The following is an 18,525-nucleotide window of genomic DNA, read 5'->3' as shown; positions in this document are numbered from 1 at the left end:
ATAATTTTAGAGTTTATTTTTTTATTATGATGTCGAAAATATCATTGACTAATGTCTCATAGTCTCCTGTTTTCAATTGTTCTTTTGTTTTGGCAAAAGCTTTTTTCAATTCACTTTCCGGATTTTCGTCGTCAACAATTTCTGCTGAAGCAACCCCTTTTAACTGAAGCACAATATTTTTCAGTACTTCAGGATCGGCATTTTCTTCAATATTTATTTTTAAATACTTCATGATCTTGTGATTGGATTTATAATTATCCCTTTTCTTAAAGGGTTGAAACCAAGTTCTTTCAAATTTAAAACTTATTTTAGAAACAATGGGTCTGTAAGTCCTTTTTAAAAGAGATTTTTATGGAAAAAGTAGTGTTAAGGAAGCTGGAAGCGATTATGAGCCTAAATTGAATCTTCAGTCATTCTAAAATAGTCCTTCTCTGCGCTGGAAAATACTATAAATTATAAATAGATTCTCCATTTTACTGCGTTTCATTCAGAATGAGAGTGAGCAATCATTATTAACAATCAAAATAAAACATTGGTCATTTTATGCCCCAAAGGATTTCCTTACTTTATGTATTATTTTTCCCTGATTACTTTTCCGTTTTTATACAAAAACACCCTCTCACAGTTCATCTGTCTGTCAGCATTATAAACCTGCACATTTTTAGCATTAATACCATTCATTTCAGACAGCATACGGGTCTCCCAATTGTTATAAAAAATAGGCTCTCTCAGTATAAAATGTGGATTGGTTTTCAGTTCGGTAAACATATCATATCTTAAACATACCACCCCACTTTCAATATTTTCGGCTTTCAATGTTTTACTCAGTTCATTAAACATTTTAAGATTAAACTGATTGGCATAGATCCAGGCATTCTTCACACTCATGTTAGTGATAAGTAGAAGAAAGGCTATTGTTGCAAAAAGAGAACTGATTGTTTTATTTCCCAATTTGAATTTAAAGCAGAAATAAATAACTCCTGAAATAACCAAAAGTGTATAAAAAAGTCTTATAGCTCCGAGGCTTCGGTTATCAAATCCAAAAAGGGTAGGAATATAGGCAGAAACATAGAAAACACTTACAGCTAGTACTATTGAAATTAAAGAAATTAATCCTATATTTTTAATGTCTTTTAATTTGCTTCTAAAATCATACCCGGAGAAAACTTTATAGACTATAGAAGACATGAGCAATGCTAATAGTATCTCTATAACATGTAGGTTTTTAAGATTCACCACACCTTTATAAATTCCAACAAAAATATCTTTTACAAACAGCTTTACCGTTAAAATAGTCACATGCAGCACTCTCTTCAATTGAAAGATATTCCCTACTTCATCTCTTTGATAAGAGTGAGCAAATATTCCCGGCTGAATCACTTTTCTAAAAAGAACAATTGATCCAAGTGCTAATCCCAGGAATACCATTCTTTTTTTATTCTCTTTAATGAAATAAAGATTCAGAAGAATAAGTGGAAGAAAAATCTCATAACTTAATACTGAAAGAATAAAAAACAAAGAACTGAGCCAAATATTTTTCCGGATATAGATATAATAAACACTCAGACTAAAAAATATTGTTGCCAGATTTGAATTCAGCATGATTGGAGAAAACTGAATACTTGTACCTATTAAGGAACAGGAATACAGCAAAATAATCAGACTCGCCAATTCTCTTGACATCATTTTTTTTGCGACCCAATAAATAGCGATCAACGAAAGAGGAAAAAAAAGTATTCCTAAAAGATAAATAGACGCGTCATACTTTGAAAGAAAAACTAAAGTCCCCGTCACCCATCCGGATACCGGTCTTGCCGCCATATTAGAAGAATCCAGATAGGAATAGATATAACTGAAATAAGGTTCCGAGATATGTCTGGCGTTGTAAGCTTCTTTTAAGTCATCCGTTACAATAACATTTTCTGTAAAAACACACAGTGCTATATAAAGATTGTAAACAACGATCAGAATATTCAGAAATATCAGATACGTATTGTTTAATTTTTTTTCCATATTATTTTTTCAAAATTTGTGGTGAAATAAACTCTCACAAACTTCAAAAATAGCAGAAATCCGTCAATTACAAAAGATAATAAACAGTTGAAACTATATTAAATAGCTACAGGAGCCTTAATTCCCGGATGTGGATCATAGTTTTCTAAAGTAAAATCTTCAAAATTGAAATCAAAAATATTTTTCACTTCAGGATTCAGTTTCATTGTAGGAAGTGGTCTTGTTTCTCTTGAAAGCTGTCTGTTCACCTGTTCAAAATGGTTATTATAGATGTGAACATCTCCAAAACTATGAACATAATCCCCTACTTCAAGGTCACAAACCTGTGCTACCATCATCAATAACAATGCGTAACTGGCAATATTGAAAGGAACCCCCAGAAAGACATCTGCACTTCTCTGATACAACTGCAATGATAATTTTCCATCGGCTACATAAAACTGGAATAATGCGTGACAAGGTGCCAATGCCATATTAGGAATTTCAGCGACATTCCATGCGGAAACAATTAGCCTTCTGGAATCCGGATTCTTTTTGATCTGGTCAATGACTTCTGTGATCTGATCTACTACTTTTCCGCCTGCTCCATTCCAACTTCTCCATTGTGCCCCATAAACAGGTCCCAAATCACCATTTTCATCGGCCCATTCATCCCAGATGCTTACTCCGTTATCTTTAAGGTATTTAATATTAGTCTCTCCTTTCAGGAACCAAAGCAATTCATAGATAATGGATTTCAAATGCACTTTTTTAGTGGTTACCAATGGAAAACCTTTTGACAGATCATATCTTAACTGATACCCGAAAACACTTCTTGTGCCGGTACCGGTTCTATCGGTTTTATCAGTTCCGTTGTCTAAAATATGCTGTAAAAGATCCAGGTAGTTTTGCATTTCGAAAGGAATTTTATGCCCCAAATTTAGTAAAAAAGCATGAAAAAAAGCATCCATTATATGAATGCTTTGTATAAGATGCATATCCGTTTTCTATTAAACAATTGTATATCTGTTATCTACGGATATTAAAAATTTCTATTTATTTTTGATACTATTATAACACGGTAACACTAATTTTTTCACTATTTCCACTGATCGATTTCAGCTGACCGAATCTGTTTTTGTCAATAAATTTATCGTTTGAATAATCCAATTCCACCGGACCAAATTTTACCAATTTCTTGAATTTACTTTGATCGATAATATCTTTTGTTCCGTAATCTATGGAGATATCACCTATTGTTTTCAATTTTCCAAGTCTGCTGTTATCCATGATATCATCTCCCCAGTAATCTATAGTAAGATTTCCTATCTTCTTTACTTTACCTGCCTTCTCTCTGTTAAAAGCAGTGTCATCCCAGTAATCTACAGCAATATTTCCGATACTTTTTAGCTTACCTGCTTTTTCTCTATGGGTGAAAGAATCATCCCAATAGTCTATTTTGACTCCTCCAATGCTTTTAAGTTTCCCGTATTTAATCTTATCAAAAACATTATCCTCATAATATTCAATCTTCCCGTTCAGATCAGGAGCATTGAAATCGGAAATCGATCCGTCTGCATTAAGGGTTATTACAAAACCTTCTACAGTAAGTTTTACCGTTTCAAGATCATAAGTTTTCCCTGAAACAGCAGCACGAACCTGCGCATTGATCACCAAGCTACCTAATAAAAAGGCAAAGAGAAGTAAATTTTTAAATTTCATAGCATTAAAGATTGATTTACCAGATATGCTCAATATTCTGATTCATATTGTTGATGGTAAATATCTCTCCCATTTTCTTGCCAAACATTGCTTTTACTAAAGGAGATTCTGCAGAAACAGTCATGATTTTCTGTTTTTCACAAAGAATTTCTCCCATAGAAGCTGAAACATAGAATAATCCCTTATTGGTTTTCACCAAAGCACCATTCTGCACTTTCTCAGAAGGATCTGAAGTGATCTTTTGCAAAACAGCTTGTTGGTTCAATACTTCATTAAGCTGTCTCTGAAGATTATTAATTTCCTGCTGAAGCATTTCTCTGCCGGTTTCATACTTGTCACCCATTGAACTTTTGGTGTCATTATTAGAAGCACGGGTTTCTGCGATCAAATTTTCAAAATACTGGATCTTATCTGTTATTTTAGCCTTAATGATGTTTATTATTTCCTGTTTATTCATTATAATGCTCAAGTAGTTGTATTGTAGACGGATAAGGTCATCCCACCAAAATCGTAGATTTTGCCCCCTTTCAAAAAAAGGGGAATGGAGTACCATTTAAAAACTGATTGTTAAAATTTTATTTTTCAAATACGGCGTAGTCTGAAACTTTGAAATTAAAGTCTTTGCCTTCATCGAAGTTTCTTTTTGTTTTTTCAAATACATTTCTGAATGTTCCTGAAATATTCCCATCTTCAATCGTAAAGTTTACAGGCTCTTTTGACATGTTTAAAACAACCAGCACTTCATCTTTTCCATTTTTTCTTACGTATGCTAAGATCTTGTCATTAGCAGTGGTATTCAGCAAATAAGTGGTCACATTCGGATCACCACCTCTCAAAGCAGGGTTGAAAGTCTTTAAATTCAATAATGTTTTATAGAAATCAGCAACCTGATAGGTTTTGGTCCATTTAATAGGATCTTTCTCAAAAAACTCGAGCCTTTTCATATTGGGAAGTTCCTGACCTGAGTACAGCAATGGAATACCGTTCCATGTGGCTGAGAATACCGCCATTGGTTTTGTAATGACTGCATATTTTTCATATTCTGTGCCGTTCCAAGAATTCTCATCATGATTCGCTGTGAACCAGGCTCTCATTGAGTTGTCTCCAATATTGGAATACTGCACCAATAAGTCCTTAAGCTCCTGAAGCGGTTCATTCTTTTTATAATAATCAGCAGATTTGTGCATCCATTTCCAGGAATAGCTTGCATCGAAAACTTTTCCGTATTCAGGGCTTTCCAGCTCATCAAATTCTCCTAACCAGAAAAGAGGCTTTACCTTTTCAACTTCCGGACGTGCCTGCTGCCAGAAATCAACTTCTACCCATGAAGCTAAGTCACATCTGAAACCATCAATATCCGTTTCTGTTATCCAGAATTTCATTGCATCAATCATTGCCTGGCGCATTTCCTGATTTTTATAATCCAGTTCAATGATATCATCCATTCCGGAAGCAATATGGAATTTCCCGTCCGGATCTTTCAGATAAAATTCAGGATGGGTTTTGGTCCAGACATGATCCCAACCTGTATGATTGGCAACCCAGTCAATAATAACTTTAAATCCAAGTCTGTGTGCTTCATTCACCATCGCTTTAAAATCCTCCATTGTCCCGAATTCAGGATTAATGGAAGTATAATCTGCTGCTGCATAAGGGCTCCCCATGCTTCCTTTTTTATTTTGCTGAGCAATTGGGGTAATTGGCATAAACCAGAGCGTTTTTACTCCCATTGCTTTCAGTCGGGGCATTTCTTTTGCGAATGCTTTAAAAGTTCCTTCCTGAGTATATTGTCTGATATTTACTTCGTAGATATTAGTAGTATGTTTCCATTCTTTTGGCAGTTCTGTCATCTTCCCAGTATTTTTTTGAGTGGTACAGGAAACAATTCCCAGACCAATTACGGCTAATAAAATTAATTTCTTCATTAATCTATTTTTAACAAAAGTAAGGATTGTTTTTCAGGGAAAGAGGCTAAAAAGTAAAATTACAGAAGCTATTTTGAAATAATACAGATCATAAAAACATTTGACTTATGGGACATTTTACTTTATGATGGAAAGAGTTAGATCAGTCCTATAAATTTGAGGCAAAGCTTTTAAATAGATTCTGTTCTATTTTTTAGAAGCAAATATGGGAACCAATTTTATTTCATGCAGGCGTATTCAGTATTAATAAAAAAGCCCCGGATTCAAAAATCCGGGGCTCTATTTTATATCTCCATCTTATCTTTCTTCATCGTTATCATCTTCATCATCAAAGATGTCATCGTTGTAGTCTTCTTCCTCATCATCATCGAAGCTGTCATCTTCATCTGAGAAGTTTCCTCCAGCCCCAAAATCATCCTCAAAGCTAAAATCATCCTCCATAAGAGGCATGGCTGATTTCTTTTTAGATCCTCCAGCGTTTCCGCTTTTGCTAGGCGCTTTCAAAGGAACATTTCCAAATCTGAAAACGGTAATAGGATAGGTAACTCCTTTCTTCTCGTCAATGATTTCTACAAGTTCACAATAAAACTCCCAAAGATCAAGAAGTCCATATTGAAACTGTGCTTTGTCTCCTACATTTTCAAAAGCTTCATCAATATATACATCTGACATAATCTCCCCATCACCATCATCACTCATATCTTCGAGTGGGACACTTTTTACGATTGTTCCATCACTCTCTAACAGATTAAAAGCAGAAAGTTCTTCTCCTTGCAGATTGAACGCACTTTTAATTCCTAAATGTAAATTCCATAATGTTTGTTTTCCTTTAACTTCAATATCACGGAAAATATCCTCTTTCGCATCTAATATTACGCGGACTTTGTAAACCATATCAGTTTCTTAAATTACTTTTTTGCCTTTATAATTATGATAAATCTCTGGTGCAAATATATAATAAATGACAGGTGACAAAAAAATATTTCAGGATTTTTTAAAATATTTTTTTTTCTTACATTTTGCCGGAATTATTTACTTTTTTCTAGCATAAAACTGAACTTCGTTCCTTCAAGATAAACACTTTCTACGGTAATGTTTTCGTTATGAGCCTCAAGGATATGCTTTACGATGGCCAGTCCTAATCCGGAACCGCCCTCTCTTCTGCTTCTGCTGGTTTCTACACGATAGAAACGCTCGAAGATTCTTGGAAGAATTTCAGACTTGATTCCCATTCCGTTATCAATAACTTCAATCAGTACTTTATTTCTTAAAATACTTGTTTTTACAATCACTTTTGCTTCCTGTCTGTTGGCATAGTGAATGGCATTTGAAATAAGGTTGATAAAGACCTGTGAAATTTTCTGTTTATCAGCCTCCACCAAGATTTGTGGATGCAAAGTCTGGATCTGTAATGTGGTATTATGTTTTTCAGCTTCAAATTCAAGAAGGTCAAAAATTTCCTTGATCAGAAGATTCACATCAAATTTGGAAACGGTAAGATTAATCTCCCCGGCTTCGAGTCTGTTGATCATATCAAGATCAGTAACAATGGCAATAAGCCTTTCCACAGATTTATCGATTCTTTCAAGATATTTATCACGAATGGTCAGGTTATCCACTCCACCGTCTCTTAGGGTTTCTACGTAGCCCTGGATAGAAAACAAAGGTGTTTTAAGTTCATGGGAAACATTACCGATATATTCTTTACGGTAGCTTTCCATTTCCTTCATCATATCAATTTCAGTAGCTCTCTGCTGATTAAGGTCTGAAAATCGTTCTCCCAATTCTTTAATGGTGATATTCTCATCATTATCATTCACCATTTCCTGCGGAAGTATCCCGGAAAGCCCTTTCACCTGCTTTCTTCCGTAATAATTGAAAAGAAGCTCCAATACGACGCAATTGATAATAAAGATAAGCACAATACAGATTAAAAGACCCGTCTTAAATAAAGGGGTCTCATAATAAATATCTTTAAGTGAGTCGAAAATGACCACTAAGAAAAGCATTACCAATGTCAGCAGACAAGAGGCAACAAGTGTAAGCCTGTAAAATTTCAATTTTACAAAGTTTTAAAGATTGAACGTAAAGGTAAGGTTTTTAAAGGATTAAACAATTAGTTTATATCCAATTCCTTTTAAAGTCTGAATGGTATTAATGCCCAATTTTTCTCTCAATCTTCTGATGTGAACATCAATAGTTCTTTCTCCTACGATCACATCATTACCCCAAACTTTTTCAAGAATTTCTTCTCTTTTGAAAACCTTTTCAGTGTTAGAAGCCAAAAGGTAAAGTAAGTCAAATTCCTTTTTAGGAAGAAGAAACTGCTGTCCGCTTTTGGAAACTCTGAAGTTATCTTTATCAATCACAAGATCACCGATTTCGATCAGCTTGGCATTGTCAGAAACCTGAGAGGTTAGTTTCAATAAAGCGTTTACTTTAGAAATTAAAATTTTCGGTTTGATCAGTTTTACAACATAATCATTAGCTCCTGCCTGGAAGCCTGCTAACTGAGAAAACTCTTCGCTTCTTGCAGAAAGGAAAACAATAAGTGTCTTTTGGAGTTCTTTCACTTTACGAAGTTCCTGACAAGTTTCAATACCATCTTTTTCTGGCATCATTACGTCCAGTAGAATAAGATCAGGAATTATTTCCTTAGCTTTTTCTATTCCCTCATTACCATTGGTAGCAGTATAGATTTCATATCCTTCCTTTTCAAGGTTGTAAGATAGAATCTCTAAAATGTCCAGTTCGTCGTCTATTAAAAGAATTTTTTTGCTCATCTTCTAGTTTAAGAATTCCCACAAAAGTAACTATTTTCATTGATTTCATCTATTCGCCCAATGTTAACTAATTATTAAAAAGCAAATCCTGTCATTTGAATTAAAAAATCAACAATAAAAAGAATAAATAAATACATTAAAATCAAATATACGAAACATTTTTTAAAAAACAAACAAAATAAAACCTTAAAAAAAACAAAGATCAATAAGTTAAAAGAACTATAATTCATTAATACAAACTTCACAATTAATTAAAATTCTCCTAAACTTTTCTTAAAAACTTAGCCCTTATTTTGCCCTTGAAAAAGAAGTAAAAGAAGTAAAATGAAAAAACAACTCCACAAGAGCATTATGCTGCTTGCCTTGTTTTCTGCTGGTTATGCTTTTGCACAAAGCCAAATTCTTGAAGGTAGGGTACTGGATGAGAAAGACAACACTCCTATAGAAGGTGTAAAAGTAAAGGTAAATGACCAAGAAGTAGTTACAGACCTTTCCGGATACTATTCTATCAACTTATCCCCTGGTACGAACTATATAATAACAGTAAGCTCCAACGGGTACAACAAAAAGGAGATCAGTGAAGTTATTGTAAAAAATGACGGCAATACTCATCTTGATATTGTTTTGGAAAAACCAACTGCTAAAGAGAAAGAGATTGAGGGAGTTGTCATTAAATCTAATGCAAGAAAAGAAACCATAGCTTCTACCATCGGATTACAGAAAAATGCGGGTGTAGTTTCTCAGGTTATCGGTATTGAAGCAATTAAAAGAAGTCCGGACAGAAACACTGGTGAAGTTCTGAAAAGAGTTTCCGGGGTGAGTTTATTTGACGGAAAATATATTGTAGTAAGAGGATTATCTGACCGTTATAACCAAGCCATGTTAAATGGTATTCAGTTATCCAGTACGGAGCCGGACAGAAAGACATTCTCTTTTGACCTTTTCCCTGCCAATGTTATCGAAACGCTTGTCATCAACAAAACCTTTATTCCTGAATATACCGGTGAATGGGGAGGTGGTCTGATTCAGGTAAACACTAAAGATATTCCCAATAAAGATTTCTTCAATGTACAAGTGGGTGTAGGAGGTAACAACATTACCATGAACCATGAGTTCTTTATGCAGAAAGGAGGAAAATGGGACTTTCTAGGAATTGATGACGGTTATAGAAAATTACCTACCAATATGCCTGCAAAGAATGCTTTCAGTATTCTGAATGAAGGTCAAAAAACAGATATTGGTAAAGGGTTTACTAAAAATTTAGGATACAATACGGTAGGATATCCTGAAAATGTAAGCTTACAGTTAGACGGAGGTTTCAATACAAAGGTTTTCGGAAAAGATTTGGGGGTTATTGCAGTTTTAAACTACAGTAACAACAAAAGAAGAACCGTAACCAACAACCGTTTCTTTACCATCAACGACGAAATAGCCAATACAAACTTCGATTATTATACTGAAAAATATACCAACGATGTTATTCTTGGCGGGATGTTGAATCTAGCCCTGAAGTTTAACAGCAACAATAAAATCTCCCTAAAGAACATCATCACCAACAATACGGTGAACCACATGTCATTCAGATCAGGAAAGGATTTTGAGTTCGATCCTATCAATGGAACCAATATTGAGGCAAGAGAAATAGGATTTAAAGAAACCATTTTTTATAATTCTACCCTTTCAGGAACTCACAAAATAGATGCTCTTGGCGGATTTACCGTAAACTGGTACGGAAGCTTCGGGATCCTGGATCAGTATATTCCTTTGTTACAGCGTTTGCAGTACAACCAATATACGAATATGCAAGGAAGTCCTTATCTGGCGTTAATCTCGAATGGTCTTTCCCAGAAATCAGGAAGTGTTTTCTATTCTACATTGAGCGATTATCTATACAATGCAGGAGGTGATATTTCTAAATCATTTACTTTATTCGGACAGAAGCAAACCATTAAGGGTGGATATTTATTCCAGGTAAAAGACAGGATATACAACTCAAGACCTTTCTCTGTAAGGCTTGAAAAATATAATCAGGGATTACTTTCCCAACCTTTTGAGACGATTTTTAATCCTGAAAACTTCGGAACTGACGGTAGATTTACATTTGATGAAATTGCCGGAAACCAATACCGATATATTGCCAACACAATCCTTAATGCAGGATATTTACAGTTTGACAACAACTTTACACCATGGTTAAGAGCTATTTGGGGGTTAAGAGTTGAAAACTTTGATCAGTTGGTAGGGAGTACAAAAAGAAGCGATGATCGATTTGTAAATACAAGGGTTACAGACTTCTTACCAGCAGTTAACCTGACTTTCAAAGTAAATCCTAAAATGAATATACGTCTTGCCGGTTCTCAGACTGTGGTAAGACCTGAGTTCCGAGAAGTTTCTCCTTTGGCATATTATGATTTTGATTTGGGAGCTACAGTAATTGGTAGTAAAGATATTGAAAGAACTAAAATCACCAATGCAGACCTTCGTTGGGAATTCTATCCAAGAAACGGTGAGATCCTTTCCGTAGCTGCTTTCTATAAAAATTTCAAAAAACCGATCGAATTGTACTTTAACCAATCGGGGGTAGGAACAAGTAACACGTTCAATTATCTGAATGTAGATAAGGCTGATGCTTATGGAGTTGAATTGGAATTCAGAAAAAAACTGGATTTCGTAAGCACTCTTAAAGACTTCACATTGGGTGGTAATTTCGCTTATATTAAAAATAAAGTAACCGATGAGGCTACCAGAATTGACAGACCCATGCAGGGGCAGTCTCCATACACCATCAACTTAAGTCTTCAGTATGATGCTGAGAAGTCAGGATGGTCTTCTACTGTACTATTCAATATGATTGGAAGAAGAATCCTTTACGTAGGAAATGATCAGGTTCCACCAATCTGGGAAGCTCCAAGACCACTTTTAGATTTCCAGATTGCTAAAAAAATATGGAATAAAAAAGGAGAGATCAAGCTAAACGTTTCTGATATTCTGAACCGTCGTGCAAAATTCTATCACGATCTGAACAATAACAAGAAGTACGATACTACTGATGCTCTTGCCATAGATCGATTAACAGGTACCAACTTCAGTTTAACACTTGGGTACAGTTTTTAATAATTCATTCAAAATAATCTAATAAAAATAATTTAATTCTTACAATATGAAAAAGTTCGTTTTATATTCTTTAATGCTTGGTGCTTTAGTGTCAACTACTGCATGTAGAAATATAGAAGAAGATGGACCGACCATCGTTCAAAATGGAGGTAACGGAAACGGAGGGGATACTGAAAACCTAATTCTTTCAGGAAAAATCACATCTGATCTTACCCTTAAAGCTAATAAAATCTATAAGCTGAGAGGATTAGTATATGTAACTAAAGGAGCAACATTAACTATTGAGCCTGGTACAAAAATCGTAGGTGAAGCTGATAAAAATGGAGCTTTAATCATTACGAGAGGAAGTAAAATCATGGCTAAAGGAACTGCTACCAATCCAATTATCTTTACTTCAGAAAAACCTAGTCCAAAAAGAGGTGACTGGGCAGGTCTTGTTATCTTAGGAAATGCACCTACCAATGCCACTTTTAAAGGACAAAACGGTGTTGGAGAAATGGAAGGAGGTATCAATGACGCTGATGGTCTTGGACTTTATGGAGGAAATAACCCAGCTGATAACAGTGGTGTATTACAATATGTAAGAGTAGAATATGCAGGATATGCTTTCTTACCGGATAAAGAGATCAACGGGATCACATTCGGAGGAGTAGGTAACGGAACTCTTGTAGACTATGTTGAGGTTGCTTACGCTAATGATGACAGCTTCGAGTGGTTCGGAGGAACGGTAAACTGTTCTCACCTTATTGCCTACAAAGGTCTTGATGATGATTTCGATACTGATAATGGTTATTCAGGGAATGTTCAGTTCGGTATTGCTGTAAGAGATTCTCAGGTTGCGGACGTTTCCGGATCTAATGCATTTGAATCTGATAATGATGCTAATGGTTCTGTTACTGCCCCTCAAACCTCAGCTACATTCTCTAACATGACCATTATTGGGCCAATCAACTCTGCTGCCCCTGGTCAAATCAATGCTTTATTCCAAAATGCATTACAGATCAGAAGAAACTCTTCTATCTCTGTATTCAACTCTGTATTCACAGGATATCCTGTAGGTCTGTTTATTGATGCTACTAAAGGAACTGCAACGGATCTTAATATTACAGGAAATAGATTATTCTTTGAAAACAATGTTTTAGCAGGAAATACAACTCCTCTGAAATTCGGACCTTCTACTCCTACAACGTATTCAATAGAACTTCTTACCACTTGGTTTAATAATGGTGGAAACTCAATCTTAGGTTCTACAGCTGATATAAAACTTACTAACGCATGGGCTCCTGGCGGAACTACTCCGAACTTTGCTCCTGCTTCAGGTTCTCCACTATTGACTGGAGCTAAATTCACCAATACTAAAGTAAGTAACTGGTTCCAAAAAGTAGCTTACAAAGGTGCTGTGGCAGACATTAATGATACTTGGTACGCTGGATGGACCAACTACAATTTATAAAATAATATAGTAATTAGATTTTATTCATAAAAAGCCTTCGGAAGTTTTTTCCGAAGGCTTTTTTTAGCATGATTATCCAAAATAACGGATTATAGCAGTTTTCAATATTAAGACATTTTAACATGTAAAGCCTCAACCTTATCTTTTGTAGCCTTAAAAATGATGGTTTGACTAACCTATTAACCTTCTGATTTTAAGTTTTGGCTAAAGCCCAGCCCTTTTTGATATTGATATCAATAAAAACAGCCACCGGAAATCCCGGTGGCTGATTCACAAAAAACAAGTGTATAAAAAATATATATACATTCTATTTAACTTCTCCAGAACAGGTTCCCGTCGTGCATCAGGGCTTCTATTTTAGATATTCTGGAAACAGCTTCAGCAGAACATGAAGCGTCTGCTAAAACAATTGCGGCGGCATCCCCCGCTTTAGGCCACTGCTGATTTCCTTTGTCATCCAAAGGAACAATGCTTTGAGTCGCAAACTGTAATGCTCTTGACAAGGCAAATTCAGTAGCATAACCATAGAGTTCTGCAATCAGATTGGCTTTCTGTAACATACTTCCGGATCCGAAAGTACTCCAGAAATCCTGTACATTATCATTCCCGATCAAAACATTTACACCATATTTTTTCAACGTTGGGATTGGCATGATGGTCTTTTTAAAGGGTACTGATGAAGCGATTCCTACTTTTCCGGCTGCCAGTTTCTCTGAAATTTCCTCTGCCTCTTTTGGAGAAAGATGAGCCAATGCAAATGCATGACTTACAAATGTCTTCCCTTGAAGTGCAGGATTTTCAATCGTTTTATCAATCAGATAGTTGATCGTCTTCATTCCGGACTCTCCTACTTCATGCAGGTGAATATCAATTCCTTTATTATGATCCAGTGCCAGCTGCACTGTAAAATCCATTACTTTTTCAATACTTCCATCAAGGCTAAACGGATCTACACCGCCAATAAAAGCTACACTTTTTAATTTTGCGGCTTCCTTCATTAAAGGAGCTGTTTCTGTATAATACACCCCATGTTGTGGAAACGCAACCAACTCTGCTTTAAAGGAATCTTTTTTATTTTGAAGCGCTTGTTCTAAATGTTCCAATGATTTTAATCCTGAGGTAGGATCAATATTGAAATGGGTTCTTGCAAAATGAGTCCCATAATGCTGTTGCAGACTGATAAGCTGTTCCGCCCTTTCCACTGAAGTTTTTAATAGCTCAGGAATGATCTCCTGTTCATAAGCGATCATATCCTTTACCGTTTTTCTTTTAGAAGAAAGTGCCTGCCAGGGAAGACCATACCACGTTTTATCCAGATGAATGTGCATATCCCTGAAAGCAGGAAGCATCAGATACCCATTGGCATCAATAGCTTTGGAAGCTGGATCATTAGCCTTTACCGATTTAATTTTTCCATTTTCAATTTCGATACTGAAAAGGTCTGTTTTTGTTCCGATAACCTCTTCATTTTCGTATTCAAAACCTGTTTCCAGGCGGACATTTTTAAGGGAATAGTTTCCTTTTGCAGTTAATTGATAGGGAAATTGCATGATTTAATATTTTAACCCTACAAAATTACACCGGCTTCTTATGAAAACCGGTGTATCAATTATGTCTTGTTTTGTATAAATTATTCCTTGAATTGAGATGGCGTCATTCCCGTTTGCATTTTAAAGAATTTCGAAAAACTGGCATGATCGTAAAAACCCAAGTCATACACAATATCTTTTACAGACATTTCCGAAACTTTCAAAAGACGCTTTGCTTCCAGTAAAATACGATCCTGAATAAGAGATGATGCAGAAGCATTGAGATTTTTTTTACAGACGATATTCAGATAATTGGCAGAAATATTCAGTTTATCTGCATAAAAGGAAACAGATCTTTCAGTTCTGAAATGTTCATCAATCAGGTGTAAAAATTTAGAAATAATGGGATTTGAATTGTAAACTTCAAAATCCTTAAAAGCGCCTTCCACAGTTTGGCTCACCAATAAACCAATCAATTCACTTCTCTTTTTGATCAGTTCCCAAAATATGTTTTCACTACTCAATTCTTTTTGAATGGCCTGAAATTCATACAGGAAGGTTTTAAAAACATCTTGGGAAAGATTAATTACAGGATGATTCTGATAATAAGAAGCTGAAAATCTCAGTGATGGCAAAAAACTTTCAAACCAATCCCTGCTAATCATCAATTGATAGCCTACCGTCTCTTTTTCAATCACCCATTGATGTACCTGATCCGGAAAAACAAGATGAATCTGATAATCCTTTACCTGATGTTCCGTAAAATCTATAGTATGGGAACCTACTCCATGTTCAAAAAGATTGATGATAAAAAAATCATGTTTATGGGGATCATCAATGGAACGTGCCCCATAGAGTTCATTAAACAGCAAATGACAGCCACTAAGCTGGTTCTCGCTAAACTCCTGAATTCCTAAAATGGGAAAATAATCTGTATGATAATTCACGCTACCTGAATTTCTTCTAAAATTAATAAAATTTATGTGAGAAAAAATTAAAATAGCCACAAAAGAAGTATAAGTATCCTTTGTGGCTAAAACACCAACTCAATTATATATCTGAATTTTATGATTCTTTACTATTGAAACATCTCTAGATCATTTCCAATAAGACGAAAAATCTTATACTTCCACCATCAATAATTCATTTGTAATTAATCTATATGCCTATATGGTAACAAAAATTATTTCTCAACCAATAGGTACATAGGTGATAATACTTAAAAGCAAATATTGGGAATCGCAACGGCGCTAAGGTTTAGTTCATGATGCTGTATTTAAGGCGCAAAGATTTTATCTCCGATAAAATTTAATACCACTTTTATAATCTGTAAATATTATTTTTTATGATTTCAGGATCATAGCTATTTCTTTAAAGCCTAATGATTCGGCATGTTGTAAAGGTGTTTTTCCTGCATGATCAGGAATCGTAAGATCCGCTCCATGATCTTTCAGGATCTGGACAATTTCCTGGTATTTTTGGGTTCCGTTTCCAAGAATTACCGCTTCCATTAAAGCTGTCCAGCCTAATTTGTTCACATGATTGACCGGAAAACCTTTTGTTTTAACGAGCACCTTCACGGTTTCCACATACCCACGTTCACAGGCAGGAATCAAAGCTGTTCCATTATAACGATTAAACAAATCGAAACGGGCTCCATTTTCAAGATATAGCTTTACCAATTCCGTTTGTCCGCTTGCTCCGGCGTATAAAAATGCACTGTCTAACTGGTTATCCTGAAGATTAACATTTGCTTTATAGGAAACCAACAGCTTTGCCATTTCGGTTTGTTTCTCTACGGTTGCGATCAGCAATAGAGAACGGCCTTTTCCATCTCGTGTGTTCACATCTGTTCCGTTTTCCAAAGCAGATTTAACAGCAGAAATATTATTCTTCTTTACCTGATTGATGATGTCTTTTTCCTGCATGATATTCTCATTTGAAAAATTCCCGGATCTCTCCTGACAGGCACTCAGACTCCCGAATGCTAAAAGAAATACCAATATTTTCTTCATTTTAAATTAAATTTAAAAAACTACATTTCCCTGATATACCAATGATTCAACATTAGAGATTCTTGATACCGCTTCCGCAGAACAACTGGCATTCAGCAAAACAAAATCTGCTTTATCACCTGTTTTAGGCCATTGCTGAGTTCCTTTATCATCCAATGGAAGGATATTTCCGGTTGCCAGTTTTAAACTTCTTGATAATAAAAACTCAGTTGAATATCCGTACAGCTGTGCCATTAAATTGGCTTTCTGAAGTACACTTCCGGTTCCAAAAGTATTCCAATGATCTACAATGCTGTCATTTCCTGTCAGTATCGTTACCTTATGTTTGTATAAAGTAGGAATTGGCATAATCAGTCTTCCGAAAGGAATAGTAGAAACAACTCCAATCTGTGCATTGGCCAGTTTTGCAGCAATATCTTCCTGCTTTGCTTCATCTAATTTCGCCAGTATAAAACAATGGCTCAAGTATGTTTTCCCTTTTAAAGAAGGGTTTTCATTTACTTTTTTTATCAGATATTCTACCGTCTTCAATCCGGAATCTCCCGTTTCATGGAGGTGAATATCTATTCCTTTCTTATGGTCTAAAGCTAGCTGAACTGTAAAATCCATTACTTTTTCAATATTCCCATCGACATTGAAAGGATCTACTCCACCAATAAAATCAATATCCATCTTCGCAGCCTCTGTCAGATACGGTGCCGAATCTGTATAGAATACTCCGTGTTGCGGAAAAGCCACCAGCTCTGCTCCGAAACCTTCCTTTTTATTTTCTAAAGCTTTCTGTAGATTTTTTAAAGACTGAAGCTTTGAAGTAGGTTCAATATTCACATGGCTTCTGGCATAAGATGTTCCTTTTGATTGCAATAATTCAATCATTTTCTCAGCTTTGAATGTTGATTTTTTCAGCATTTCGGGGAGCATTTTCTGCTCCAGCTCAATCATCCCCTTTATTCCACCGGTTCTTTTCCTTACAGCCTGCCATTTATCTCCATAAAATGTTTTATCCAGATGGATATGCATGTCTTTAAAGGCGGGAAGCATTAATAAACCTTTCGCATCTATAGCCTTTGCATTAGGTTGGTTTGCAGTAATTTTAGAGATTCTCCCATTTTCAACTTCTACATAAAACAGATCAGTCTTTGTGGCGGAAACTTCTCCTTCGTCATATTCAAAACCAGTTTCTAAACGAACATTTTTTAGGCTCAATTTTCCTTTTGCTACACTGTTTTTCTCATCCAAAAAAGGGGATGCTGTCATGATATTAGGTATTAAAGTTAATCCTGCCATTGCCAGTGCTGAATTTCTGATAAAATCCTTGCGGGACATATTCTTGTCTGAAGTCTTCATTTCCAATCTATTTATGACAAAATTAAAAAGAAGTGTTCTGAACAAAGTGTATAGTTTATTACAAAATCTGTATAATTTATACTTTTTTATCACTGTAATAAAAATCTCTATAATAATACATTATTAATTATTTTCTCACCAAAATATCTTCTTATATACATATCATTACACTATAAATCAGTCTCTTTAATACATTTCAAGTAATGAAACATGAACTTTATTTTTTTTGTATAATTTATATTTGTAAGAAAAAAAAACATGAAAAAATTGATTAGCTTGATTTTAATAGGTATCACATCTATTGCGTTTGCTCAAGTAGGTATTAATACTGAAAATCCTAAAGCAACCTTGGATGTTACCGCAAAAAAAAACGCTTTAGCAATTGAAGGCTTATTACCTCCAAGATTGACGCGTGCAGAACTTACAGAGAAAGGTAATACTTTATATGGAACAGAACAGGATGGTGCCATAATATATATTACGGAGGCTTCCGGAGGAGATCGACAAAGCCAAAGAGAATATATTGAAGGTAAGGGACTTTATATCTTTGATGCGGAAGCTTCCAACAATGAAGGAAGATGGATGTGCCTATATTGTTACGCTTTTCTTTAATCAAATTAATAAATAAAAAAGAGACTGGATTTT

General features: G+C 35.1%; 16 protein-coding genes. 3 read left to right on the top strand and 13 right to left on the bottom strand.

Annotation, left to right across the window (positions count from 1 at the left end; genetic code table 11):
• Positions 1–13: 13 nt before the first annotated feature.
• The 9 genes from EG344_RS17190 to EG344_RS17150 all read right to left on the bottom strand — a co-directional run bounded on the left by EG344_RS17190 (position 14) and on the right by EG344_RS17150 (position 8,422).
• On the bottom strand, positions 14–232 hold the full coding sequence (locus tag EG344_RS17190) for a hypothetical protein (protein WP_068944240.1): 219 nt from the start codon (positions 230–232) through the stop codon (positions 14–16).
• Between the two features lie 341 nt (positions 233–573).
• Positions 574–2,013, bottom strand: a complete 1,440-nt coding sequence (locus EG344_RS17185; RefSeq protein WP_123910613.1) for a hypothetical protein — start codon at positions 2,011–2,013, stop codon at positions 574–576.
• A 98-nt stretch (positions 2,014–2,111) separates the two neighbouring features.
• Positions 2,112–2,906, bottom strand: a complete 795-nt coding sequence (locus tag EG344_RS17180; protein ID WP_123910612.1) for a thymidylate synthase — start codon at positions 2,904–2,906, stop codon at positions 2,112–2,114.
• Between the two features lie 157 nt (positions 2,907–3,063).
• Positions 3,064–3,714 (bottom strand): hypothetical protein, encoded by a 651-nt coding sequence (locus EG344_RS17175; RefSeq protein ID WP_123910611.1) that lies wholly within the window; start codon positions 3,712–3,714, stop codon positions 3,064–3,066.
• 16 nt (positions 3,715–3,730) lie between these two features.
• Entirely contained in the window at positions 3,731–4,171 is a 441-nt protein-coding gene (locus tag EG344_RS17170; RefSeq protein ID WP_123910610.1) for a hypothetical protein, read from the bottom strand.
• A 118-nt stretch (positions 4,172–4,289) separates the two neighbouring features.
• The gene (locus tag EG344_RS17165) at positions 4,290–5,639 is read right to left on the bottom strand and encodes an alpha-amylase family glycosyl hydrolase (RefSeq protein WP_123910609.1); all 1,350 of its coding nucleotides are present in this window, start codon (positions 5,637–5,639) and stop codon (positions 4,290–4,292) included.
• Positions 5,640–5,936: 297 nt separating this feature from the next.
• Positions 5,937–6,533 carry an IS1096 element passenger TnpR family protein gene (locus tag EG344_RS17160; RefSeq protein WP_123910608.1) on the bottom strand — a complete coding sequence of 199 codons (597 nt, stop codon included), beginning with the start codon at positions 6,531–6,533 and terminating at the stop codon, positions 5,937–5,939.
• A gap of 134 nt (positions 6,534–6,667) precedes the next feature.
• A complete protein-coding gene (locus EG344_RS17155; protein ID WP_123910607.1) occupies positions 6,668–7,699 on the bottom strand; it encodes a sensor histidine kinase in 1,032 nt (343 codons plus the stop codon).
• A 48-nt stretch (positions 7,700–7,747) separates the two neighbouring features.
• Positions 7,748–8,422 (bottom strand): response regulator, encoded by a 675-nt coding sequence (locus tag EG344_RS17150; RefSeq protein ID WP_123910606.1) that lies wholly within the window; start codon positions 8,420–8,422, stop codon positions 7,748–7,750.
• 324 nt (positions 8,423–8,746) lie between these two features.
• Between EG344_RS17150 and EG344_RS17145 the strand changes: the two genes are divergently transcribed.
• Positions 8,747–11,536 carry a TonB-dependent receptor gene (locus tag EG344_RS17145; RefSeq protein WP_123910605.1) on the top strand — a complete coding sequence of 930 codons (2,790 nt, stop codon included), beginning with the start codon at positions 8,747–8,749 and terminating at the stop codon, positions 11,534–11,536.
• 46 nt (positions 11,537–11,582) lie between these two features.
• Positions 11,583–12,989 (top strand): hypothetical protein, encoded by a 1,407-nt coding sequence (locus EG344_RS17140; protein ID WP_123857227.1) that lies wholly within the window; start codon positions 11,583–11,585, stop codon positions 12,987–12,989.
• Positions 12,990–13,300: 311 nt separating this feature from the next.
• On the opposite strand, the gene EG344_RS17135 is transcribed toward EG344_RS17140, so the two are convergent.
• From EG344_RS17135 to EG344_RS17120, 4 genes are all read right to left on the bottom strand, one after another.
• Complete coding sequence (locus EG344_RS17135; RefSeq protein WP_123910604.1) at positions 13,301–14,539, bottom strand: amidohydrolase; 1,239 nt, start codon at positions 14,537–14,539, stop codon at positions 13,301–13,303.
• Positions 14,540–14,619: 80 nt separating this feature from the next.
• Entirely contained in the window at positions 14,620–15,465 is an 846-nt protein-coding gene (locus tag EG344_RS17130; protein ID WP_123910603.1) for a helix-turn-helix domain-containing protein, read from the bottom strand.
• A 396-nt stretch (positions 15,466–15,861) separates the two neighbouring features.
• Positions 15,862–16,533 (bottom strand): ankyrin repeat domain-containing protein, encoded by a 672-nt coding sequence (locus EG344_RS17125; protein WP_123857230.1) that lies wholly within the window; start codon positions 16,531–16,533, stop codon positions 15,862–15,864.
• A 12-nt stretch (positions 16,534–16,545) separates the two neighbouring features.
• The gene (locus EG344_RS17120; protein WP_123910602.1) at positions 16,546–17,880 is read right to left on the bottom strand and encodes an amidohydrolase; all 1,335 of its coding nucleotides are present in this window, start codon (positions 17,878–17,880) and stop codon (positions 16,546–16,548) included.
• 276 nt (positions 17,881–18,156) lie between these two features.
• Here EG344_RS17120 and EG344_RS17115 point away from each other — a divergent pair, with 276 nt between their 5' ends.
• Positions 18,157–18,492 (top strand): hypothetical protein, encoded by a 336-nt coding sequence (locus tag EG344_RS17115; protein ID WP_123910601.1) that lies wholly within the window; start codon positions 18,157–18,159, stop codon positions 18,490–18,492.
• The last annotated feature ends 33 nt before the right edge of the window (positions 18,493–18,525 follow it).

This window comes from Chryseobacterium sp. G0162, assembly GCF_003815715.1.
In the GTDB taxonomy this organism is placed as follows: Bacteria; Bacteroidota; Bacteroidia; order Flavobacteriales; family Weeksellaceae; genus Chryseobacterium.
The sequence above is the reverse complement of the archived record's forward strand: the minus strand, read 5'-3'. Positions and strand labels throughout refer to the sequence as shown.